Origin of the sequence: Mucilaginibacter litoreus (genome assembly GCF_042676805.1) — a bacterium.
Taxonomy (GTDB): domain Bacteria; phylum Bacteroidota; class Bacteroidia; order Sphingobacteriales; family Sphingobacteriaceae; genus Mucilaginibacter; species Mucilaginibacter litoreus.
The window spans coordinates 347,624-364,754 of sequence record NZ_JBHTHZ010000005.1; the positions used below are offsets into that span (position 1 = coordinate 347,624).

The 17,131-nt window shown below is 39.9% G+C and carries 14 protein-coding genes; 10 read left to right on the forward strand and 4 right to left on the reverse strand.

The window, feature by feature from the left end:
* The first annotated feature begins 156 nt into the window (after positions 1-156).
* The 9 genes from ACFQZX_RS09700 (at position 157) to ACFQZX_RS09740 (ending at position 12,037) form a co-directional block, all read left to right on the forward strand.
* Positions 157-546, forward strand: coding sequence for a response regulator (locus ACFQZX_RS09700; RefSeq protein WP_377114382.1), 390 nt, complete (start codon positions 157-159; stop codon positions 544-546).
* Positions 524-1,618 (forward strand): sugar transferase, encoded by a 1,095-nt coding sequence (locus tag ACFQZX_RS09705; RefSeq protein WP_377114385.1) that lies wholly within the window; start codon positions 524-526, stop codon positions 1,616-1,618. The genes ACFQZX_RS09700 and ACFQZX_RS09705 overlap by 23 nt, the downstream gene beginning before the upstream one ends.
* Before the next feature lie 3 nt (positions 1,619-1,621).
* On the forward strand, positions 1,622-2,302 hold the full coding sequence (locus tag ACFQZX_RS09710) for a TolC family protein (protein ID WP_377114388.1): 681 nt from the start codon (positions 1,622-1,624) through the stop codon (positions 2,300-2,302).
* Positions 2,303-2,305: 3 nt separating this feature from the next.
* Positions 2,306-4,456: an exopolysaccharide transport family protein gene (locus ACFQZX_RS09715; protein WP_377114391.1), complete on the forward strand. Its 2,151-nt coding sequence runs from the start codon at positions 2,306-2,308 to the stop codon at positions 4,454-4,456.
* Positions 4,457-4,633: 177 nt separating this feature from the next.
* Complete coding sequence (locus tag ACFQZX_RS09720) at positions 4,634-6,139, forward strand: O-antigen ligase family protein (RefSeq protein WP_377114394.1); 1,506 nt, start codon at positions 4,634-4,636, stop codon at positions 6,137-6,139.
* A gap of 10 nt (positions 6,140-6,149) precedes the next feature.
* Entirely contained in the window at positions 6,150-6,764 is a 615-nt protein-coding gene (locus tag ACFQZX_RS09725) for an acyltransferase (protein ID WP_377114397.1), read from the forward strand.
* Positions 6,765-6,779: 15 nt separating this feature from the next.
* Positions 6,780-8,123 carry a lipopolysaccharide biosynthesis protein gene (locus tag ACFQZX_RS09730; protein ID WP_377114400.1) on the forward strand — a complete coding sequence of 448 codons (1,344 nt, stop codon included), beginning with the start codon at positions 6,780-6,782 and terminating at the stop codon, positions 8,121-8,123.
* Positions 8,124-8,137: 14 nt separating this feature from the next.
* Positions 8,138-9,325 (forward strand): glycosyltransferase, encoded by a 1,188-nt coding sequence (locus ACFQZX_RS09735; protein ID WP_377114403.1) that lies wholly within the window; start codon positions 8,138-8,140, stop codon positions 9,323-9,325.
* 84 nt (positions 9,326-9,409) lie between these two features.
* On the forward strand, positions 9,410-12,037 hold the full coding sequence (locus tag ACFQZX_RS09740) for a non-ribosomal peptide synthetase (RefSeq protein ID WP_377114406.1): 2,628 nt from the start codon (positions 9,410-9,412) through the stop codon (positions 12,035-12,037).
* A gap of 5 nt (positions 12,038-12,042) precedes the next feature.
* On the opposite strand, the gene ACFQZX_RS09745 is transcribed toward ACFQZX_RS09740, so the two are convergent.
* The 3 genes from ACFQZX_RS09745 to ACFQZX_RS09755 all read right to left on the reverse strand — a co-directional run bounded on the left by ACFQZX_RS09745 (position 12,043) and on the right by ACFQZX_RS09755 (position 15,355).
* Positions 12,043-12,831, reverse strand: a complete 789-nt coding sequence (locus ACFQZX_RS09745) for an SDR family oxidoreductase (protein ID WP_377114408.1) — start codon at positions 12,829-12,831, stop codon at positions 12,043-12,045.
* A 12-nt stretch (positions 12,832-12,843) separates the two neighbouring features.
* Complete coding sequence (gene fucP, locus ACFQZX_RS09750; RefSeq protein WP_377114411.1) at positions 12,844-14,121, reverse strand: L-fucose:H+ symporter permease; 1,278 nt, start codon at positions 14,119-14,121, stop codon at positions 12,844-12,846.
* Positions 14,122-14,191: 70 nt separating this feature from the next.
* Positions 14,192-15,355, reverse strand: coding sequence for a glycoside hydrolase family 172 protein (locus ACFQZX_RS09755; protein ID WP_377114413.1), 1,164 nt, complete (start codon positions 15,353-15,355; stop codon positions 14,192-14,194).
* A gap of 126 nt (positions 15,356-15,481) precedes the next feature.
* Here ACFQZX_RS09755 and ACFQZX_RS09760 point away from each other — a divergent pair, with 126 nt between their 5' ends.
* Positions 15,482-16,795, forward strand: coding sequence for a DEAD/DEAH box helicase (locus ACFQZX_RS09760; protein ID WP_377114416.1), 1,314 nt, complete (start codon positions 15,482-15,484; stop codon positions 16,793-16,795).
* Here the strand turns inward: ACFQZX_RS09760 and ACFQZX_RS09765 are convergent.
* Positions 16,792-17,019 (reverse strand): VF530 family protein, encoded by a 228-nt coding sequence (locus tag ACFQZX_RS09765; protein WP_377114419.1) that lies wholly within the window; start codon positions 17,017-17,019, stop codon positions 16,792-16,794. The genes ACFQZX_RS09760 and ACFQZX_RS09765 overlap by 4 nt on opposite strands.
* Between the last annotated feature and the right edge of the window lie 112 nt (positions 17,020-17,131).

Genomic DNA, 17,131 nt, shown 5'->3' on the forward strand with positions numbered 1-17,131 from the left:
GGCAAATATTAGTTAAATATTTTTTTTGCGTAGTAAGCTGTTATATAACGATTTATTGGTTTATTAAGGTAATTATAGCTATTTGGCATGATATTTCTTAGTTAAATTTAGTATAAAAACATCATATTTATATCCTTAAACTACGAATAGGTAGGTATGAAAAAAACCCTGTTGATTGTTGATGATGATTTGAGCATTTTAAAATTGCTTAATTTTATATTATCTAAGGACTATGAAATAGTAGTTAAGAACAATGGAATTGAGGCATTTAGCTGGCTTGAGAACGGAAACCTGCCCGAACTGATTATTTCAGATCTGCAGATGCCTTATTTTGATGGGCAATCGTTTTTAAAGAATGTTAAAATAAGCGGTTTTTATCGCGATATTCCTGTTATCATGCTGTCTGCAGCGCATGATCTTGATGAACAGGTTGCCAATATGCCTTTTAAAGTTGATGCTTATATGCATAAACCCTTTAATCCTACCGAGCTAAAAAACGCCATTATTAAAGCACTAAACGTTTATGATACAGCAAACAGCAACTGATTGGAATGAAAGTTCTAATTCTCAGATCAGGATTGCCTATGCTGGTTTGGAACATAAAGATCTGATTGCATCAGATCTGTCAGGTTATTTTAACATTAAGTTTAATGATTCTATAAATGACCTTGAAAGTTATTTAGGTGAACAATCTATTTTAACAGTACCTGATATCATATTAGTAGAGGTTGATCAGAATGAACAGTGCTTTGCATTGGTTGAAAGGCTGAGAAAAAATTTTCTAATGAACGGGTTGATAATTGTAATGTTATCAACCAAAAAGGATAAAAAATTAGTGCAAAAGGCCATGGAAATGAAATTACATGACTTTTATACTTTTCCTTTTACAACTTCCGATTTGCGGGAACGACTGAATTTTCTGGTTAAATTTAAGTTGATCAAACCACGCTTGCTTGAGCTTTCAAAAGAAGTTGATACAACTTACAAAATGCCCATTGGCAAACGCCTGCTCGATCTGGCGATAGCCGGCATCATGTTTATATGCCTGCTGCCTGTTATGCTTATTGTGGCTATATTAATTAAGCTTGATTCTAAGGGCCCTATTTTTTATATCAGTAAACGTGTAGGAACCGGATACAAGGTTTTTGATTTTTACAAATTCAGAAGCATGCGTACCGATGCCGACCAGTTACTTGCTAAGATGGCAGTAGAGAATAACCAGTATGCGGCGGACGAAGATGGTGCAAAAAAAGCCGCTTTTGTTAAAATAAAGAACGATCCACGTATTACTAAACTGGGCAGCTTTTTACGTAGCAGCAGTTTGGATGAGTTACCCCAACTGATTAACATTCTTAAAGGGGACATGTCTGTTGTAGGTAACAGGCCCTTGCCTGTATATGAGGCCGAAATGCTGACATCTAACGAGTGGTCGATGCGATTTTTAGGGCCTGCCGGGCTTACCGGTTTATGGCAGATAAGCAAACGCGGGAAGGAAGATATGAGTGAAAGAGAGCGAAAAAAACTGGATAATTTTTATGCTCAAAAGTATTCTATCTGGCTGGACCTGAAAATAATTATTGGTACTGTTCCAGCTTTATTTCAAAAAGAGAAAGTATAGCACATGAAAAGTAAGTTACTGATAACCTGTTTATTTCTTATTACAATCACAACAACGCGGTTATATGCACAACAGGAATCATTTGTATCTGAGGTTAACTATCAATATCTTGAAAAGTTAATTGCTACAGCTAAAAAGAACTATCCGGAAATAAAGCTACGACAGGCACAAGTAAACGCTGCAAAGGCAAGCTTAACGCAAACTAAGGTATCGTGGCTTGATGCTTTTACGGCATCATACATCTACAGCCCACGCAACGCCCTTAACCTGGTTAACCCTACAATATTCAATGGCTACCAGTTAAGTGTTTCAATCAACCTGGGAACTTTTTTCGCAAAACCTTTTGAAACAAAAGTGGCAAAAGAGAATTATAACATTGCTCAATACCAGCAACAACAATACAATTTAAACATAGAAGCAAATGTAAAACGCCTATACTATGCCTACCTTGAGGCACAGGCCGATTTAAGAAACCGTGCAAGAGCTGTAACTGATGGCGAAATAGCGGTAAAACAATTAAAATACAGTTTTCAAAAAGGCGAAAGCACTTTTCATGATTATAATGAAGCCTTAACAAGTTTGTATAATCAAAACTCATTTAAGGTACAAGGCGAACTTTCAATGCTTACGGCAAAGGCCAATCTCGAAGAAATTTTGGGTGCTAAATTAGAAGATGTTAAATAAGAAATGGAATTAGGAAATTTTTTTAAGCTATTATGGAAACATCGTCTCCTGTTAATTATTGTTCCGCTTGTTACGATAATCATTTCTTTTTTTCTTGTTAAAAATCTTGCTGATAAATACGTATCAAATGCCCAGATTGCTACAGGTATAGTAGACCAGTCGCGGCAATTGCTTGATGCCGACCCTACAGGATCAGCAAAGGAGCAGTCAATTGCTCATGAGTTCAGTAACCTGATTGAGATTATGAAGCTGAAAACGCTTATCAATCAGGTTTCGTATCAGCTAATACTTCATGATCTTAGCAATGACGTGCCTTTTAAGCCGGAAAGCAAGCTTTTCAAGACAATGAACCCACGCGCAAGAGCTCATGCTATTGAAGTTTTTACCCAGAAGTTCAAAAACAAACAGCCTCTATCCTATTACAACAAAGACGAAAACGGTTTGAACGAACTGTTACGCTCAATGAAGTACGACGAAAGGTCATTAAGAAAAGATTTATACATAAACCGTGACGAGGACAGCGATTTTATTACCGTTGCTTATGAGTCTAATAATCCCCAGTTATCGGCATTTGTAGTTAATGTGCTTTGCAGTCAGTTTATTGATTATTATACCCACACTGTTCGCAAAAATGAAACGGACGCGGTAAATTATCTGTCAGATTTACTTGAACAAAAAAGGCAGATACTAAATAAAAAAACCAATGAGCTACAGGAATACCGTATAAAGAACGGCATTCTTAACCTTGATGAACAATCCAGGGCCATTTTCGATCAGATAATGGTATTTAACGATCGTAAGCAACAAGCCGAAAAAGACGTTGCTTCTTATAACGGCGCTATACAAAAGCTAAATAATAAGTTTACTCCGCAGGAAAGAGGTTATATCGAAGCCAATGTAAGTAAATATAACCAGGCGGTGACTAACACCCAAGATCAGCTACACATACTTAACGACAGATATATAAGAAGCGGCTTTGACCCTAAACTTAAGGCCGCTGTAGATTCCTTGTCTAACAAACTTACCGCCCAGATAAACGAAACTTCTGATAAATACATCAGCAGCCCCTTAACAAGTAAAGATGAACTTATCAGGCAAAAGATTGGGCTCGAAGTTAACCGCGACCTGGCACGTTACAGCATAAACGCCATTAATACCAGTTTAAATGAGCTAAATACACGTTTCAATAAACTGGTACCTTTTGATGCTACAGTTAAAACTTATAATTACGATATTGACATTGCCAGCAAAGAGTACCTGGATGTTTTGAATAAATACAACCAAACTAACCTGCAGTCGACTTTCTCCATAAAATTACGCCAGGTTGAGCCAGCTACACCAGACGCAGCAGAACCATCAAAAAAATTACTACTTATTATTTTAAGCGGTGTAATAAGCTTTGCTTTCTGTGTAGTGGTTTTATTTGGTATTTTCTTTTTTGATGATACAATCAAAGAGCCAGCCGAATTAGTAAAACGCACACACCTGCCATTGTTAGGATATTCAAATACGGTTGAAGGTACGCTTGATCTGCGCAAACTTTGGGACGTTGAAAATCGGGATAAAATGAGGCTTTTCAAAGAGCTTATCAGGTCTATTCGCTTTGAAGTTGACCAGGAGTTGCGAGGGGAAAAGATCTTGGGCATTACAAGCCTTACTAATGCTGAGGGAAAAAGCATTCTGGCAGTTAGCTTGGCCTATTCTTATGCCATGATCAATAAAAAGGTGCTTTTGATAGATGGCAACTTTTCAAACCCTGCAATAAGTAACACCGTACAACCTAAAATATATATTGAAGACTATTTTAAAAACAACCCTGACAATTACGAAACATTAAGTAGTACCACCAATGTTATGGGTAACCATGGCGGAGATATAACCTTGCTTGAGTTAAGCGATGAAAATTATATTCGCAGCAAGTTTAACGAACTCAAAATGAAATATGATATTATCATTATTGAGACTCCCCCACTTTCAGAATTAAATAAATCTAAAGAGTGGTTATTGTTTGCCAATAAGATTGTAGCAGTTTTTGAAGCGGATAAAGGTATTGCTAAATGGCAAAACAACAATCTTCAATATTTACGAAATCTGAACAGCAAATTTGCAGGTTGGGTATTAAATAAAACCAATGCGAGCCAAAATAGGTTTTAAAGCTATCCTATAATCAAGATGTGGAACAGAGATGAAGATAGAGCCAGTATCCAAAACAGATAATGAATTTGACCAACTTACCCTTCTGCAAAAAAAAACACGCTTAGCAGCCATTATACTTGCTTTTGTAGGGGTATTTGTTTGGGCGGTTAAAATTCTATTTCTCTAACAACACGAATGCTTAATAATCAAGCACATAGCAGTAATTCAATAACCAGCTTTTTTAAAAGGCTTATTGCCGGCGAGCTTTCAACGCTTGCCATGGTATTGCTAATGCTACCTGTGGCTATACTTATTGGTGTAGCCATAGCTTATGGCGGCATTGTTGCGGCTGGCGGGATATTAGTGATCATTGTAGGCATTCCGCTTGTACTGGCTATAGTGGCATACCCTATTTTTGGTATAGCAGTGTTTATGGTGGTGGCGTTCTTTTTAAATTACGTATCAGAGTTTGTTCCACCAGACACTCCTACAGGTATTATACTTGATGGAATCACTTACCTGCTGATATTTGGGTTCCTTTTAAAGTTTAAATACGACCGCGACTGGAGTTATTTTAAAACCCCAATAAGTTACTGGGTGCTTGCATGGCTGGCATATAATTTTTTCGAGGCCATTAATCCTGAGTCGCCCTCAATACTGGCTTGGGTATATACTGTTCGTACGGTAGCCTTTATTATGCTGATGTACTTTATATTTGTTTACCAGATACGTAGCCGCGCAACAATTAAAGTTTTATTTAAGCTTTGGTTACTTTTGGCATTGCTTGCAGCAATTTCCGGTTTTCAGCAAGAAAACTTCGGCTTGTTTCCGTTTGAAAAAACATGGTATTACCAGGATCCTTTGAGATTGAGTTTTTTATATATAAACGGGCACCTGCGGAAGGTTGCTATCTTTCCTGATCCGGTTACTTTTTCATACAATATGGTAGTAGCTGCCGTTTTGTGCTTATGTCTTATTTTCACAAAAATTAAAACTTATAAAAAAGTATTACTTGGTTTAGCCATACCTTTTTTCTTTTTAGTGATGCTTTACTCAGGTACCCGTGGCGCCTTTGTTTTGCCTCCGGCAGCACTTGCAATGCTGGCTGTAATGAATTTTAATAAAAAAATATTAGCCGTAGTGATAACTTCAGGATTGATGCTAACGGCATTGATATTTATGCCCACATCAAACCAGTTCATCAAAAGGTTTCAAACAGCTTTCCGGCCTTCAGACGACGCTTCTTTTAATGTACGGGCCGAAAACCAAAAACGTATACAGCCGTATATATTATCGCACCCTATCGGGGGCGGGCTGGGTTCGGTAGGAATATGGGGACGTCGTTTTGCACCAAATTCATTTTTGGCGAAGTTTCCTCCTGATAGTGGTTATGTTAGGGTTGCCGTAGAGATGGGTTATATTGGGCTGTTGCTGTTTAGTGCTTTGATGTTTGTAATTTTAAGAACCGGTATTAATAATTATTACCTGATAAAGGATCCTGAGCTTAAAATGTACTGCATGGCAATGGTGCTTATAATTTTTGTTTTTAATATTGGTAATTATCCTCAACAGGCACTGGTACAATACCCGTCAAATATTCTGTTTTATTTGGCATGCGCGTTACTAAATGTTACATTACGCTTAGATAAACAGGAAAGAGAACAGCAGGCTGCACAGCAAGCCCCGTTATTAAACGTTTGAGAAATAACATATGTCGTTACTGTCAGTAATAAAGTCAAACCCTCGTTTAAAAAGCCTTGTACACTGGATGATTGTTATCCCTGGCCGGGCTACGCCGCGATGGTGGGTAAAATGGTTTGTTAATCCTTTTATTCATAAACGTGGCAAACGTTCTGTTGTGCGCTTTTACGCCCGTATGGACATTTTTCCTTTTAATAAGTTTAGTATGGGCGAATACAGTGTTATTGAAGATTTTGCTGCTATAAATAACGGCGTAGGAGATATCATAATAGGGCATCATACCGGTATAGGTTTAAGTAACACACTTATTGGCCCTGTAACGCTGGGCAATTATGTTACTTTGGCGCAAAACATAGTCCTTTCCGGCCTTAACCATGGTTTTGAAGACATACATACCCCTATCCGGCTGCAAAAAGTGACTACTAAACAAATCAATATTTGCGATGAAGTGTGGATTGGTGCAAATAGTGTGGTTACGGCTGGTGTTACCATTGGCAAACACGCTGTAATTGGTGCCGGCAGCGTAGTAACTAAGGATATCCCTGAGTATTGTGTGGCTGTTGGTAATCCGGCGAAGGTTATAAAAAAATATAATCATGAAACCGGTAACTGGGACAAGGTTTAGCCGTATAACCCTAATATGCCTAATTTAAAAAAGCTTGTTAATAAACATACCATTTCGTTAGCTACCAGTGCAGCAATGCCGGTAATAGGCATGTTGGTATTATCGCTAATGTCTCATAACCTTTCTGCTGCTGATTTTGGAAATTATATATTCCTGCTCATTACCATTTTGTTAGCCGATACTTTCAGGAATGGCTTTGTACAAACATCTTTGATAAAATTTTATGCCGGCACTTCAAAAAAACGCTCTTTTGAAATAGCCGGGTCAGCTTGGTATGTAGGTTTAATACAAACCTTTGTTTTTATAGCAATAGATGCCATAGTGTATTTATTTTATCATAGCAAAAGCGTGGACGCAGAGATAACCATACAGTGGTTCGGCATCATTTACTTGTCAACCTTACCTGCAGCTATTGCATCGTATATTTTACAGGCCGAAGAAAAATTTGGTCAGATGTTGCTGTTGCAGGTTATCAATCAGGGTTTATTTCTGCTTTTTATCTTAATCCTTATCTTCACCCGTCACTTATCATTTCAAACTGCTGTTTATGCTTATTTTGGTGGTAGTGTAATCACTTCTATATTTACAATTTTAAACGGGTGGTCAAAAATCCGGACTTTAAAACATCGTACATCTTTAAGTGTCAAAAAATTGGCCCATTTTGGCAAATTTAGCGTGGGTACTTCCATCAGCTCTTACCTTTTACGAAGCTCAGATACTTTTATTATCAAATTAATGTTTAACCCTGCCCTGCTTGCAGTATACTACATACCGCAGCGTTTAATGGAAGTGTTCGAAATTCCGATGCGGGCTGGTGTAGCCACCGCGATGCCCGAGCTTTCGGCAGCGGTACACCAGGACGATCAGACAAGCGTGGCACGCATCATGAAACGATATGCGGGCATGTTAACTGTAGCGCTTATACCCATCGCTATAGTGTCATTTATATTAGGGGGATTGGTTATAGACCTTTTATTCGGTAAAAAATATCATGATACCGAAGCGTTAAATATCTTCAGGCTGTTTATGTGCTATGTAATGTTAATGCCTATCGACCGCTTTTTTGGAATCACCCTCGATATCATTAATAAACCGCAGCTTAATATGATGAAGGTGATTATTATGCTGATAGTAAACGTTGTAGGTGATTTTGTAGGCATACTGATTTTTAAAAGCCTTTACGCTGTTGCTATAGTGTCGCTTTTTACTTTTTTTTCAGGCGCCATATTTGGCTACTGGGCTTTAAAAAAACATTTAAAATTTACTATCAGAGATATATTTAAATTAGGTTACAGTGAGTTAAAAAGAGTTGTGGGCGATTTGTTAAAGAAGTCTCAACCAAATAAAGTTCAGCTATAAGATAAAGTTTAATTATGGATATCGTTGTATTTGTTTTTTCTGCACTATTTACACTCATATTTATATATCTGGGTATCTATAGCCTTTATTTGTTTATTTTTTCAATCTCAGGAAAAATCATCAAACAGCCTGTTCCCCCTTCTGCAAGCGGTTATAGTAAGTTTGTAATTTATATATGTGCTTATAAAGAGGATGCGATCATACTCAATTCGGCGGCACAGGCACTTACAATAAATTACCCTCAAGACAAATTTCATGTCTGTGTTATCGCCGATTCTATGCAACCTGAAACTATTGTTCAGCTTAAGGCTATGCCTTTACAGGTATTAGAAGTGGTATTTGAAAACAGCACAAAATCAAAGGCGCTACATCGGGGTATTGCCGAAACACATGGCGATTTTGACGCGGCGGTTGTATTTGATATAGACAATATTGCCGCACCGGATTATTTGCAACAGATAAACAACTATCTGCATGCAGGCAATCGGGTAATACAAGGACATCGCATAGCAAAAAATACAGAAACACCCGTAGCAATTTTGGATGCTATCAGCGAAGAAGTCAACAATCATATTTTCCGTAAGGCTCAGCAGGTATTTAAATTATCTGCGGCTATCATTGGCTCAGGCATGGTGCTGGAATATAAATTATTTAAAGACACTATGGCGCAGATAGATGCTGTAGGCGGCTTTGACAAAGAAATGGGATTGGTACTTACACGCCAGAAGATACATGTAGCTTATGCCGATAAAGCTTACATATATGATGAAAAAGTAAGTAACCCTGAAGTGTTTAAAAAACAACGTCGCCGATGGTTATCAGCACAATTCAATTTATTGAAAACTTACGGCTCAACCGGTTTCAAAGAACTGTTTAAAAATGGCAATTTCGATTATTTCAACGAAATTTATCAAACGGCTATCCTTCCACGTATATTAATGCTTGGTTTGATGCCCTTTATGCTTTTACTTTCATTATTACTACCCAATATAGGCCCAACCTGGCAATTATGGCTTGCAGCCACGGTTTGCTGTTACATTGGTATATTAGTTGCAGTACCAGCAGAGTTTTTTAATAGTAAATTGCTAAGCGCAATGGTAAGGTTACCATTGATATTTTTTACAATGCTGGCATTACTGTTCAAATTAAAGGGAGCAAATAAAAAGTTTATTCACACGCCGCACAACCCGGGTACCAAATAAAATCGTATTTAACTGAAAAAAGGCAATCAATCAGGGAATAACGGGGAATTTGCTACCCACTTAAATTATTAGGGCTTTTATTATATGGAAGTAGTATTAAATAATACACAAATAGATTATCCGAAAGGAAAACCGCTTCATCAGCTTATTGAGGAAAGTGCTCAGTCCTATCCCGGCAATGTGGCGCTTACCTTTCATCATACAACCTTTACTTATTCCGAACTTAATGTTACTGCCAACCGCCTTGCTAAAGAATTGATTGCCCGGGGCGCGGCAACGGGTAAAATCATAGGCCTGGCGCTTGACCGTTCTGCAGAAATGGTGATAGGGCTTCTGGCCATATTAAAATCCGGAGCCGCTTACGTGCCGCTTGACCCTGAGTACCCTAAGGACCGGATTGAATTTATGCTTGATGATTCCGGAGCTTCTATCCTGCTTACTTCAAAAAAATACAAAGGTCACTTTGCATCTAACACAATTGAAGTATTGATAGAAGATGCACTGGAGGCATCGAAAAACCACTCAACAGATAATCCGACTGTAAATGTAACCGGCGCTGATCTGGCTTACGTATTATATACATCTGGCTCTACAGGGAAGCCTAAAGGTGTTCAGATAGAGCATCATAGCCTGGTAAATATAATGCTGAGCTTTCAAAAAAAGCCGGGCATTACACCAGATGATAAGGTACTGGCGGTTGCCACTATCTCATTTGATATTGCAGGTATCGATCTTTATCTGCCTTTAACCAGCGGCGCTCAAATAATACTGGCCGACTCTATAACCGCTAAAGATGGTCGCGCTTTGTTGGATATTGTGCGGAACCAGGGTGTAACCATATTACAGGCAACCCCTTACACCTGGCGTATGATGCTGGAGGTAGGATGGGATGATTATTTGCCCATAAAGGTATTCTGCGGTGGCGAAGCTATGGCAAAAGATTTGGCCGAACGCCTTGTACCCCGCAGTAAAGAGGTTTGGAACCTTTATGGCCCTACTGAAACGACCATTTACTCTATCATTAAACAAATTACAGATGCCAACGATATAACTATTGGCTGGCCGGTAGACAACACGCAGATCTATATTTTAGATGAGCAGAAAAACAATCTTACCAATGGTGATATAGGTGAAATTTTTATTGGCGGCGTTGGCGTTGCCCGCGGATACCTCAACCGCCCAGAACTTACTGCCGAGCGCTTTATTGACAATCCATTTGCTTCCGGGGAAAAGATATACCGTACCGGGGATTTAGGTAAGTATAAACCTGATGGGGATATAGTTTATCTTGGCCGCATAGATCATCAGGTAAAAGTGCGTGGTTATCGTATTGAGCTGGGTGAGATTGAACATAACCTGGGTAAGCAGGAAGGTGTAAAACAAGCGGTAGTTATTGCGCGCGAAGATACCCCCGGTATTCCACGCCTTGTAGCTTATGTAGTGCTTGAATCTGGGCAAACCGGCATTCCTGAGAAAAGCATGCTGGACAATTGGGACAAAGCATTATTTGAGGTGCTGCCCGAATACATGATGCCCGATGATTATGTGCTAATGGACATCATACCGTCTACCCCAAATGGAAAAATTGATCGTAAAGCCTTGCCAAAACCTGATTATAGCCATATCAACCGTGACGGCGAATATGTAGCTCCCCGCACCAGCAATGAAAAACTGGTAGCAGAAATATGGGAAGAACTGATGGGGCTTGAAAAGATCAGCATTTTTGATAATTTCTTTCAGCTTGGCGGCCGCTCTTTAGTAGCGGTTAAAATAATGGCCCGCCTGGAACAGGAAACCGGCAAACGACTTCCTTTGGCTACACTTTTTGAATATTCTACAGTTGAAAAACTGGCTGCCAGATTGGAAATAGATGCAGAAGCAATCACATGGGAATCGTTAGTTCCTATCAAGCCCAAGGGCAGCAAAATGCCGCTTTATATAGTACATGGCGCCGGCCTCAATGTATTGCTTTTCAATGCGCTTGCTATGAACATGGACGATGAGCAGCCCGTGTACGGTCTGCAGGCGAAAGGCTTGAATGGTGTAGATGAACCGCTGGATGTGATGGAAGAAATTGCGGCTAATTACGTAGACGAAATTATTAACCATGATCCTGTTGGGCCCTATGCTGTAGCCGGATATTCGTTAGGTGGGTTGATTGCTTATGAAATGGCCAAGCAAATGCTGGCTATGGGTAAAGAGGTGAAGATGTTGGCTATGTTTGATACCTATGCCGATCAAACACAGAAGTACGACTCTAAGTTAAAGCGGGTGATAGATGATAGCTGGACGCTGATCAAGCAGGTTGCCTATACGCCGGTATTATTTTTAGAAGATCCTAAAAGAACTATTGAGTATAAAAGCCGTGAAATAGGAAGGCGAATACAAAAGATATTTAAGAAGCTTTTTCCGGATAAGGTTAAAAAGAAAGAGAGCTTTGCTGCTTATACCAATGAAATACACGAGCGTAGTTTGGCGGCGCAGAAAAATTACCTGTTAACACCTGTAAATATTGAGATCGAACTATTTCGTGCTAAAAAGAGAACCTTTTACATGGACGATTTCAAATTTCTTGGGTGGAAGCCTTACGCGCTAAAGGGTGTCCGGGTACATGATATCCCAGGCGAACACAATACCATTTTTGCACCGCCAAATGATAAGCAGTTTGCCGAAGTTTTGCAAAAGTGCCTTGACGAAGCGGCAGCAAGATAAGGTGCTTAGCTGTTTGCCAGCGCCCTGTCTAAATGCACATAGCCACCGTCTACATAAATAATTTGCCCGGTGGTGTGGCTTGACCTGCCTGACAGTAAAAAGGCCACCATATTGGCAATTTCTGCAGTAGTGGTCATGCGGTTACCTAAAGGTATTTTTGCCTCTATTTCCTTTAATTTAGTTTCGGGTCTTGGCAAAGTATTTATCCAGCTTTCATATAACGGTGTCCAACATTCGGCTACAACCACCGCGTTTACACGGATGCCATATTTAAGCAGTTCTACCGCCCATTCACGGGTAAGCGCATTACGGCCACCATTTGAGGCTGCGTATGCAGAAGTATTCCCCTGGCCTGTATCCGCTGTTTTTGATGAGATATTGACGATAGGACCTTTTGATTGCTTCAAATAAGGCAAGGCGTGGTGCGCCATTAAATAGTAATGCACTAAATTTTTATGTAGTGAAGCCATAAAGGCGTCGTAATTACCTTGTTCAAGCCCTACCCCATCATTTACACCTGCGTTGTTTACAAGCCCTTCTATTCGCCCGTATTTGTCGGCTACAGTTTTAACTGCACTTTCACATTGAAACGGGTCTGTCAGTTCTGCTATAACATGGCTTACCTGTAGCCCCCTACTTGTTAAACGCTCAGCAACAATTTTATTATCCTCTTCATTACGGCCCACAATCACTGGTATGGCTCCTTCCTGGGCCAATAAAGTAACAACGCCTTCTCCTATCCCTTTGGCGCCGCCGGTAACTATAATTACTTTATTTTTTAAATTTAATTCCATAAGGCAGAAATGTTAATGCCCAACAACCATCTCTACTTTTCTTACTCTCAGGTTTTTTAACGCAAACAAAAGTATCGCCACAAAAGACACTCCGGGTACCATATATGCCAACTGGATGTTTGATACGTCAGATATGCGGCCCATTATCGGAGGCAAAATAGCACCACCTACAATCCCCATAATCACTAATGAAGAACCTAATTTGGTTTGAGGGCCTAAATCTTTGATGGTTAACGAAAAGATGGTTGGGAACATGATCGACATGAAAAACAACACAGCCATTAATATGTAAACTACGCCTGCTCCGTGTAAAGTTACCGCCGCTGCGATAAGGCCAATATTAATTATAGCATAAGCTACCAATAATTTTACAGGATTGAATACAAGCATTAATGCCGTCCCGGACAACCGGCCTAACATAAATAATAGTAAGGCCACACTTAGCAGCTTTGCTGCGCGGTGTTCACCAAAACCAGCTACATACTCGCTGTAACGGATAAAGAAGCTGGTAACACAAGCCTGCCCACCTACATAAAAAAACTCTGCAACTACCCCGGACATCAGGTGCTTATTTTTTGTCAAAGCTTTAATTCTTCCAAACAACGGCTTATCTTCCACAGCTTTCATTTCAGGGGATTCTTCCTTAATAGCAGGGAAGGCAGTACGCCATACGAAAACAGCAACAAACAATACGGTAATGCTTATAATAACAAATGGTAACTGTACAGATGACGCCTCATGGTTCAAATAAGCATTAAGTTCTTCGGGCGCCATAGCTTTTTCCTGAGCATCGGTTAACACTTTGCCAGATAAAATAAAAGTCCCGCCTATGTATGGTGCAAACGCGGCAGCCATGCCATTGAATGATTGTGCAAAATTAATTCGCTGTGTAGCGCTTTTAGGGTCGCCAATTAAGGTAATAAGCGGGTTTGCAGCGGTTTCTAAAAAAGCCATCCCGGAAAACACCACGAACAACGCGCCTAAAAAGAACGCGTAATTACGAACAGCGGCGGCGGGGTAGAACAACATTGCCCCAGCCGAAAAAAGCAGTAAACCTAAAATAATACCGCCTTTGTAGCCATATTTTTTCATGAATTGCGCGGCAGGTATAGGCAGAAAGAAGTAAGCGACATAAGATGCGGAATCAATCAGCGAAGATTGGAAATCGGTTAACTGACAAGCTTTTTTAAGGTGCGGAATCAATATAGGATTAAGATTTAAAGCGAATCCCCAGATAAAAAACAACGAGGTAATTAGTGCTACGGCAGCTAAGCTTTTGTCTTTTGGCATTATGATAGTTATTTTTTCAGATCAGTAATTGGCGGTCCAATATAGTTATTTGAGTGTAGCTTACAACAGTTTAATTAACCTCAAGCTCGTCTTTTGATGGCAATTTAGGGAAAGGCCCATGAGGCCCTTGCTGATACCAAAACACTACTGAAGCAATATCGTCTTGCAACGGCAGATATCGCCCACCGCTGCGCCAGCCAAGATCCTGTAAAGTTACCTTCAGGCTTTTTTCAAAGCGTATAGGGTCGGTAACATGCCAACGGTACAGTCCAAAACGTTGGGCCACATTATAATGACCATCACCCCGGATTACTTGAGGTAAACCTGTGTAAGGCCCACTAAATTCGGTGTATTCAACACCCTCGGTTCCATCAGGGCGTTTCTGGCGGCTGTCAAAATCATACGAACCACAAAAATAATCTTCGGTCCCGGTACCTATTATAGTCGGAAATTTAGTGTCCCCGTCCATAAAGAATTTAATCTCCCCTTCGCCCCACCAGCCATTTTTGTTTGAGCCATAAGCCAGGTATGTACCTACGTACTGGCCTTTACCACGGATGCTATCAACCAATACATAATCCTTTTTGTAAGGCAGCGGATTTATTCTTCTAAACTGCGCATGAAAGTAACCAGCATCTTCAGGCACCTTGGTTAATGTATAATCTACCTGATAATAAAGTATCATATCCTCATCATTGATATTCTCCATTGTTATTCTGCACTTTTTGCGGAACGGCATAGGCCAATAGCAATTAAAGGCGCTGCCCGGGTTAACAGTAACAGCAAGTGAGTTTATTTGGGCATACTTACCCCAGCCCATGCAAAAAAAGTCGCCTACGGGCGCTTCAACGGATGGCGTTGTTTCATCATCCCAATAAAACCTGATAATAGAATAGCGCCAGTTACCGGTTGGCGTCATCCAGATATGTTGTATGGCACCCTCGCCATTTATTTCGGCTACTGTAAACGTGGAATGCTTTTTTATGACAACACTTGGACTAACCTTCCATCCCTGCCCAAGCTCACGCGACGCGTTTGCGCCCGTGCCTGTAGTGGCCATACCTCCTTTTCCCTTTTCTCCTGTAAAGTTTTCCGGACTGATAGAACGGCTTACGGCATCAGATGTCCTGAATATATTACCCATATTAGCATCAAGTCCGTTAAACTTTTGCTGTGCACGCACAGTAAATGAAAGCATGCCGCACAAGGCAGCAACGAAGTAAAGCTTCTTCATAATTTTGCAGGTTTAAAACCTAAATGTAATAAAATATATTTTCGGACGCATTAAACAACAGTGATACTCCATTAAGCCAATTGCTATAAAGCGAAGGGCTTTTGGTATCTTTGCCTGTTTATGAATATGAGCTGGGAAAAAATCAAACTGAACAAGCAACTGGTACGGTCATTAATTGATGCCGGGTTTACTTTGCCAAAAGAACTGCAGTTAAAAACACTTAACCGCATTATTGGCGGTCAGGATATTGTAGGCATTGGCCCGCAAGGCAGCGGTAAAACTACTACGCTGATTTTGGCAGCGCTTAACCGCTTTAAACATAGCGCGGAAAACGTACCCCTGGTTTTAATTCTAACAGCCGACCAGGAAAAGGTTGAGCAGATTATTGAACAGTTTGATGGATTTAACCGCAATAAAACTATCCGTATTGTTACATTACATACTGGTAACAGCATAGACCAGCAAATGGACGATCTTGCCGACGGAGCAGATATTGTTGTTGCCACCCCTGACAGGGCACGCGCCGTTTATTTAAAACTTGGCCTGAATTTAAACAAGGTTGAGCTATTGATAGTTGATGAAGCTCAGGATATAGTTAAAAAAGGATTACAACTACCCACTACGGAGCTTTCAACCAGTATAGGTAAAGCACAACGCCTTGTATTTAGCGAGGTGATGCATGATAAGCTGGATAAGATGATCTCTCCGCTGATGCACTTACCGGCTACTATTGAAGTGGATGATTTAGGCGAACAACAAGTTTCGGTACTTTCACAAATGCTTTACCATGTGCCCAATTTTGGCACTAAGCTTAATTTATTGAACCTGTTTTTGCAGGATGCAGAAATATTTAACAAGGTAGTTTTATTCTGCAATACAAGGCAAACCGCTGAAACCGTTTATAATAACCTTTTAAGAAAGGCGCGGTTGGCGACAGCACTCGTAAAACCATTGTCTTTTGAACATAAGAGCGTTAAGGACGTAGAGGAATTTAAAGTTAATGATCAACTACGTTTACTTATCATTGCTAATGAAACCGATGAAATTGTAGACTTAACTGAAATTCCTTTTATTATTCATTTGGACTTACCCGGGGATAATGACACCTATATTAAACACATTGAACAGCGCGAAAGCAATACAGATATTGAAACTATTGCCTTAACTTTTGCTACCGACCTTGAGCTTGACCAGGTACGGCGCATAGAACAGTTGACAGGCCATAAAATGCAAAGGGCCGATTTGCCTGAAGACCTCGTTATAGAAAAAGACAGAAAAGATAAAGAAGCGGAGAAAGCTGCTAAGCCCAAACAGGTGCATAAGCCTGCAGATAAGTATACCCCCGGCGAAGCCTTTCATCAGAAAAAGCCTGAAAATGCTAAAAGCTACAATTATAGCTCGTCAATGAAAGCTAAGATGAACAAAAAGAAGAAGCATTAAGTATTCAGCTCATTATAGTATTCTATGTAAAGGTCTTCAACCTTTTTGCGCGCCCATGGTGTCTTACGTAAAAATTTAAGGCTTGAGGTGATACTTGGATCTTGTAAAAAGCAATTAATACGGATGCGATAACCCATTTCTGCCCAGCCTAAATGACTTACAAGTGCTGTAAGTATAGCCTCTAAAGTTTTGCCATGCAGCGGATTATTAGGTTGTGTTTGCATATTGAGCACTACTTTTGATTCTTAAAATACAAGTTGGGCAAAGGTATTAACTGATTGATTAAACAAAAAGTGCAATGGAAATTATTCCATTGCACTTTTTTCAATTATTAAT

Bases quoted from the DNA above. Each gene is read 5' to 3' on its own strand.
- ACFQZX_RS09735 (WP_377114403.1), top strand. From the start codon at position 8,138: ATGGATATCGTTGTATTTGTTTTTTCTGCACTATTTACACTCATATTT.
- ACFQZX_RS09730 (WP_377114400.1), top strand. From the start codon at position 6,780: ATGCCTAATTTAAAAAAGCTTGTTAATAAACATACCATTTCGTTAGCT.
- ACFQZX_RS09740 (WP_377114406.1), top strand. From the start codon at position 9,410: ATGGAAGTAGTATTAAATAATACACAAATAGATTATCCGAAAGGAAAA.
- ACFQZX_RS09715 (WP_377114391.1), top strand. From the start codon at position 2,306: ATGGAATTAGGAAATTTTTTTAAGCTATTATGGAAACATCGTCTCCTG.
- ACFQZX_RS09700 (WP_377114382.1), top strand. From the start codon at position 157: ATGAAAAAAACCCTGTTGATTGTTGATGATGATTTGAGCATTTTAAAA.
- ACFQZX_RS09760 (WP_377114416.1), top strand. From the start codon at position 15,482: ATGAGCTGGGAAAAAATCAAACTGAACAAGCAACTGGTACGGTCATTA.
- ACFQZX_RS09765 (WP_377114419.1), bottom strand. From the start codon at position 17,019: ATGCAAACACAACCTAATAATCCGCTGCATGGCAAAACTTTAGAGGCT.
- fucP (WP_377114411.1), bottom strand. From the start codon at position 14,121: ATGCCAAAAGACAAAAGCTTAGCTGCCGTAGCACTAATTACCTCGTTG.
- ACFQZX_RS09710 (WP_377114388.1), top strand. From the start codon at position 1,622: ATGAAAAGTAAGTTACTGATAACCTGTTTATTTCTTATTACAATCACA.
- ACFQZX_RS09755 (WP_377114413.1), bottom strand. From the start codon at position 15,355: ATGAAGAAGCTTTACTTCGTTGCTGCCTTGTGCGGCATGCTTTCATTT.
- ACFQZX_RS09720 (WP_377114394.1), top strand. From the start codon at position 4,634: ATGCTTAATAATCAAGCACATAGCAGTAATTCAATAACCAGCTTTTTT.
- ACFQZX_RS09745 (WP_377114408.1), bottom strand. From the start codon at position 12,831: ATGGAATTAAATTTAAAAAATAAAGTAATTATAGTTACCGGCGGCGCC.
- ACFQZX_RS09725 (WP_377114397.1), top strand. From the start codon at position 6,150: ATGTCGTTACTGTCAGTAATAAAGTCAAACCCTCGTTTAAAAAGCCTT.
- ACFQZX_RS09705 (WP_377114385.1), top strand. From the start codon at position 524: ATGATACAGCAAACAGCAACTGATTGGAATGAAAGTTCTAATTCTCAG.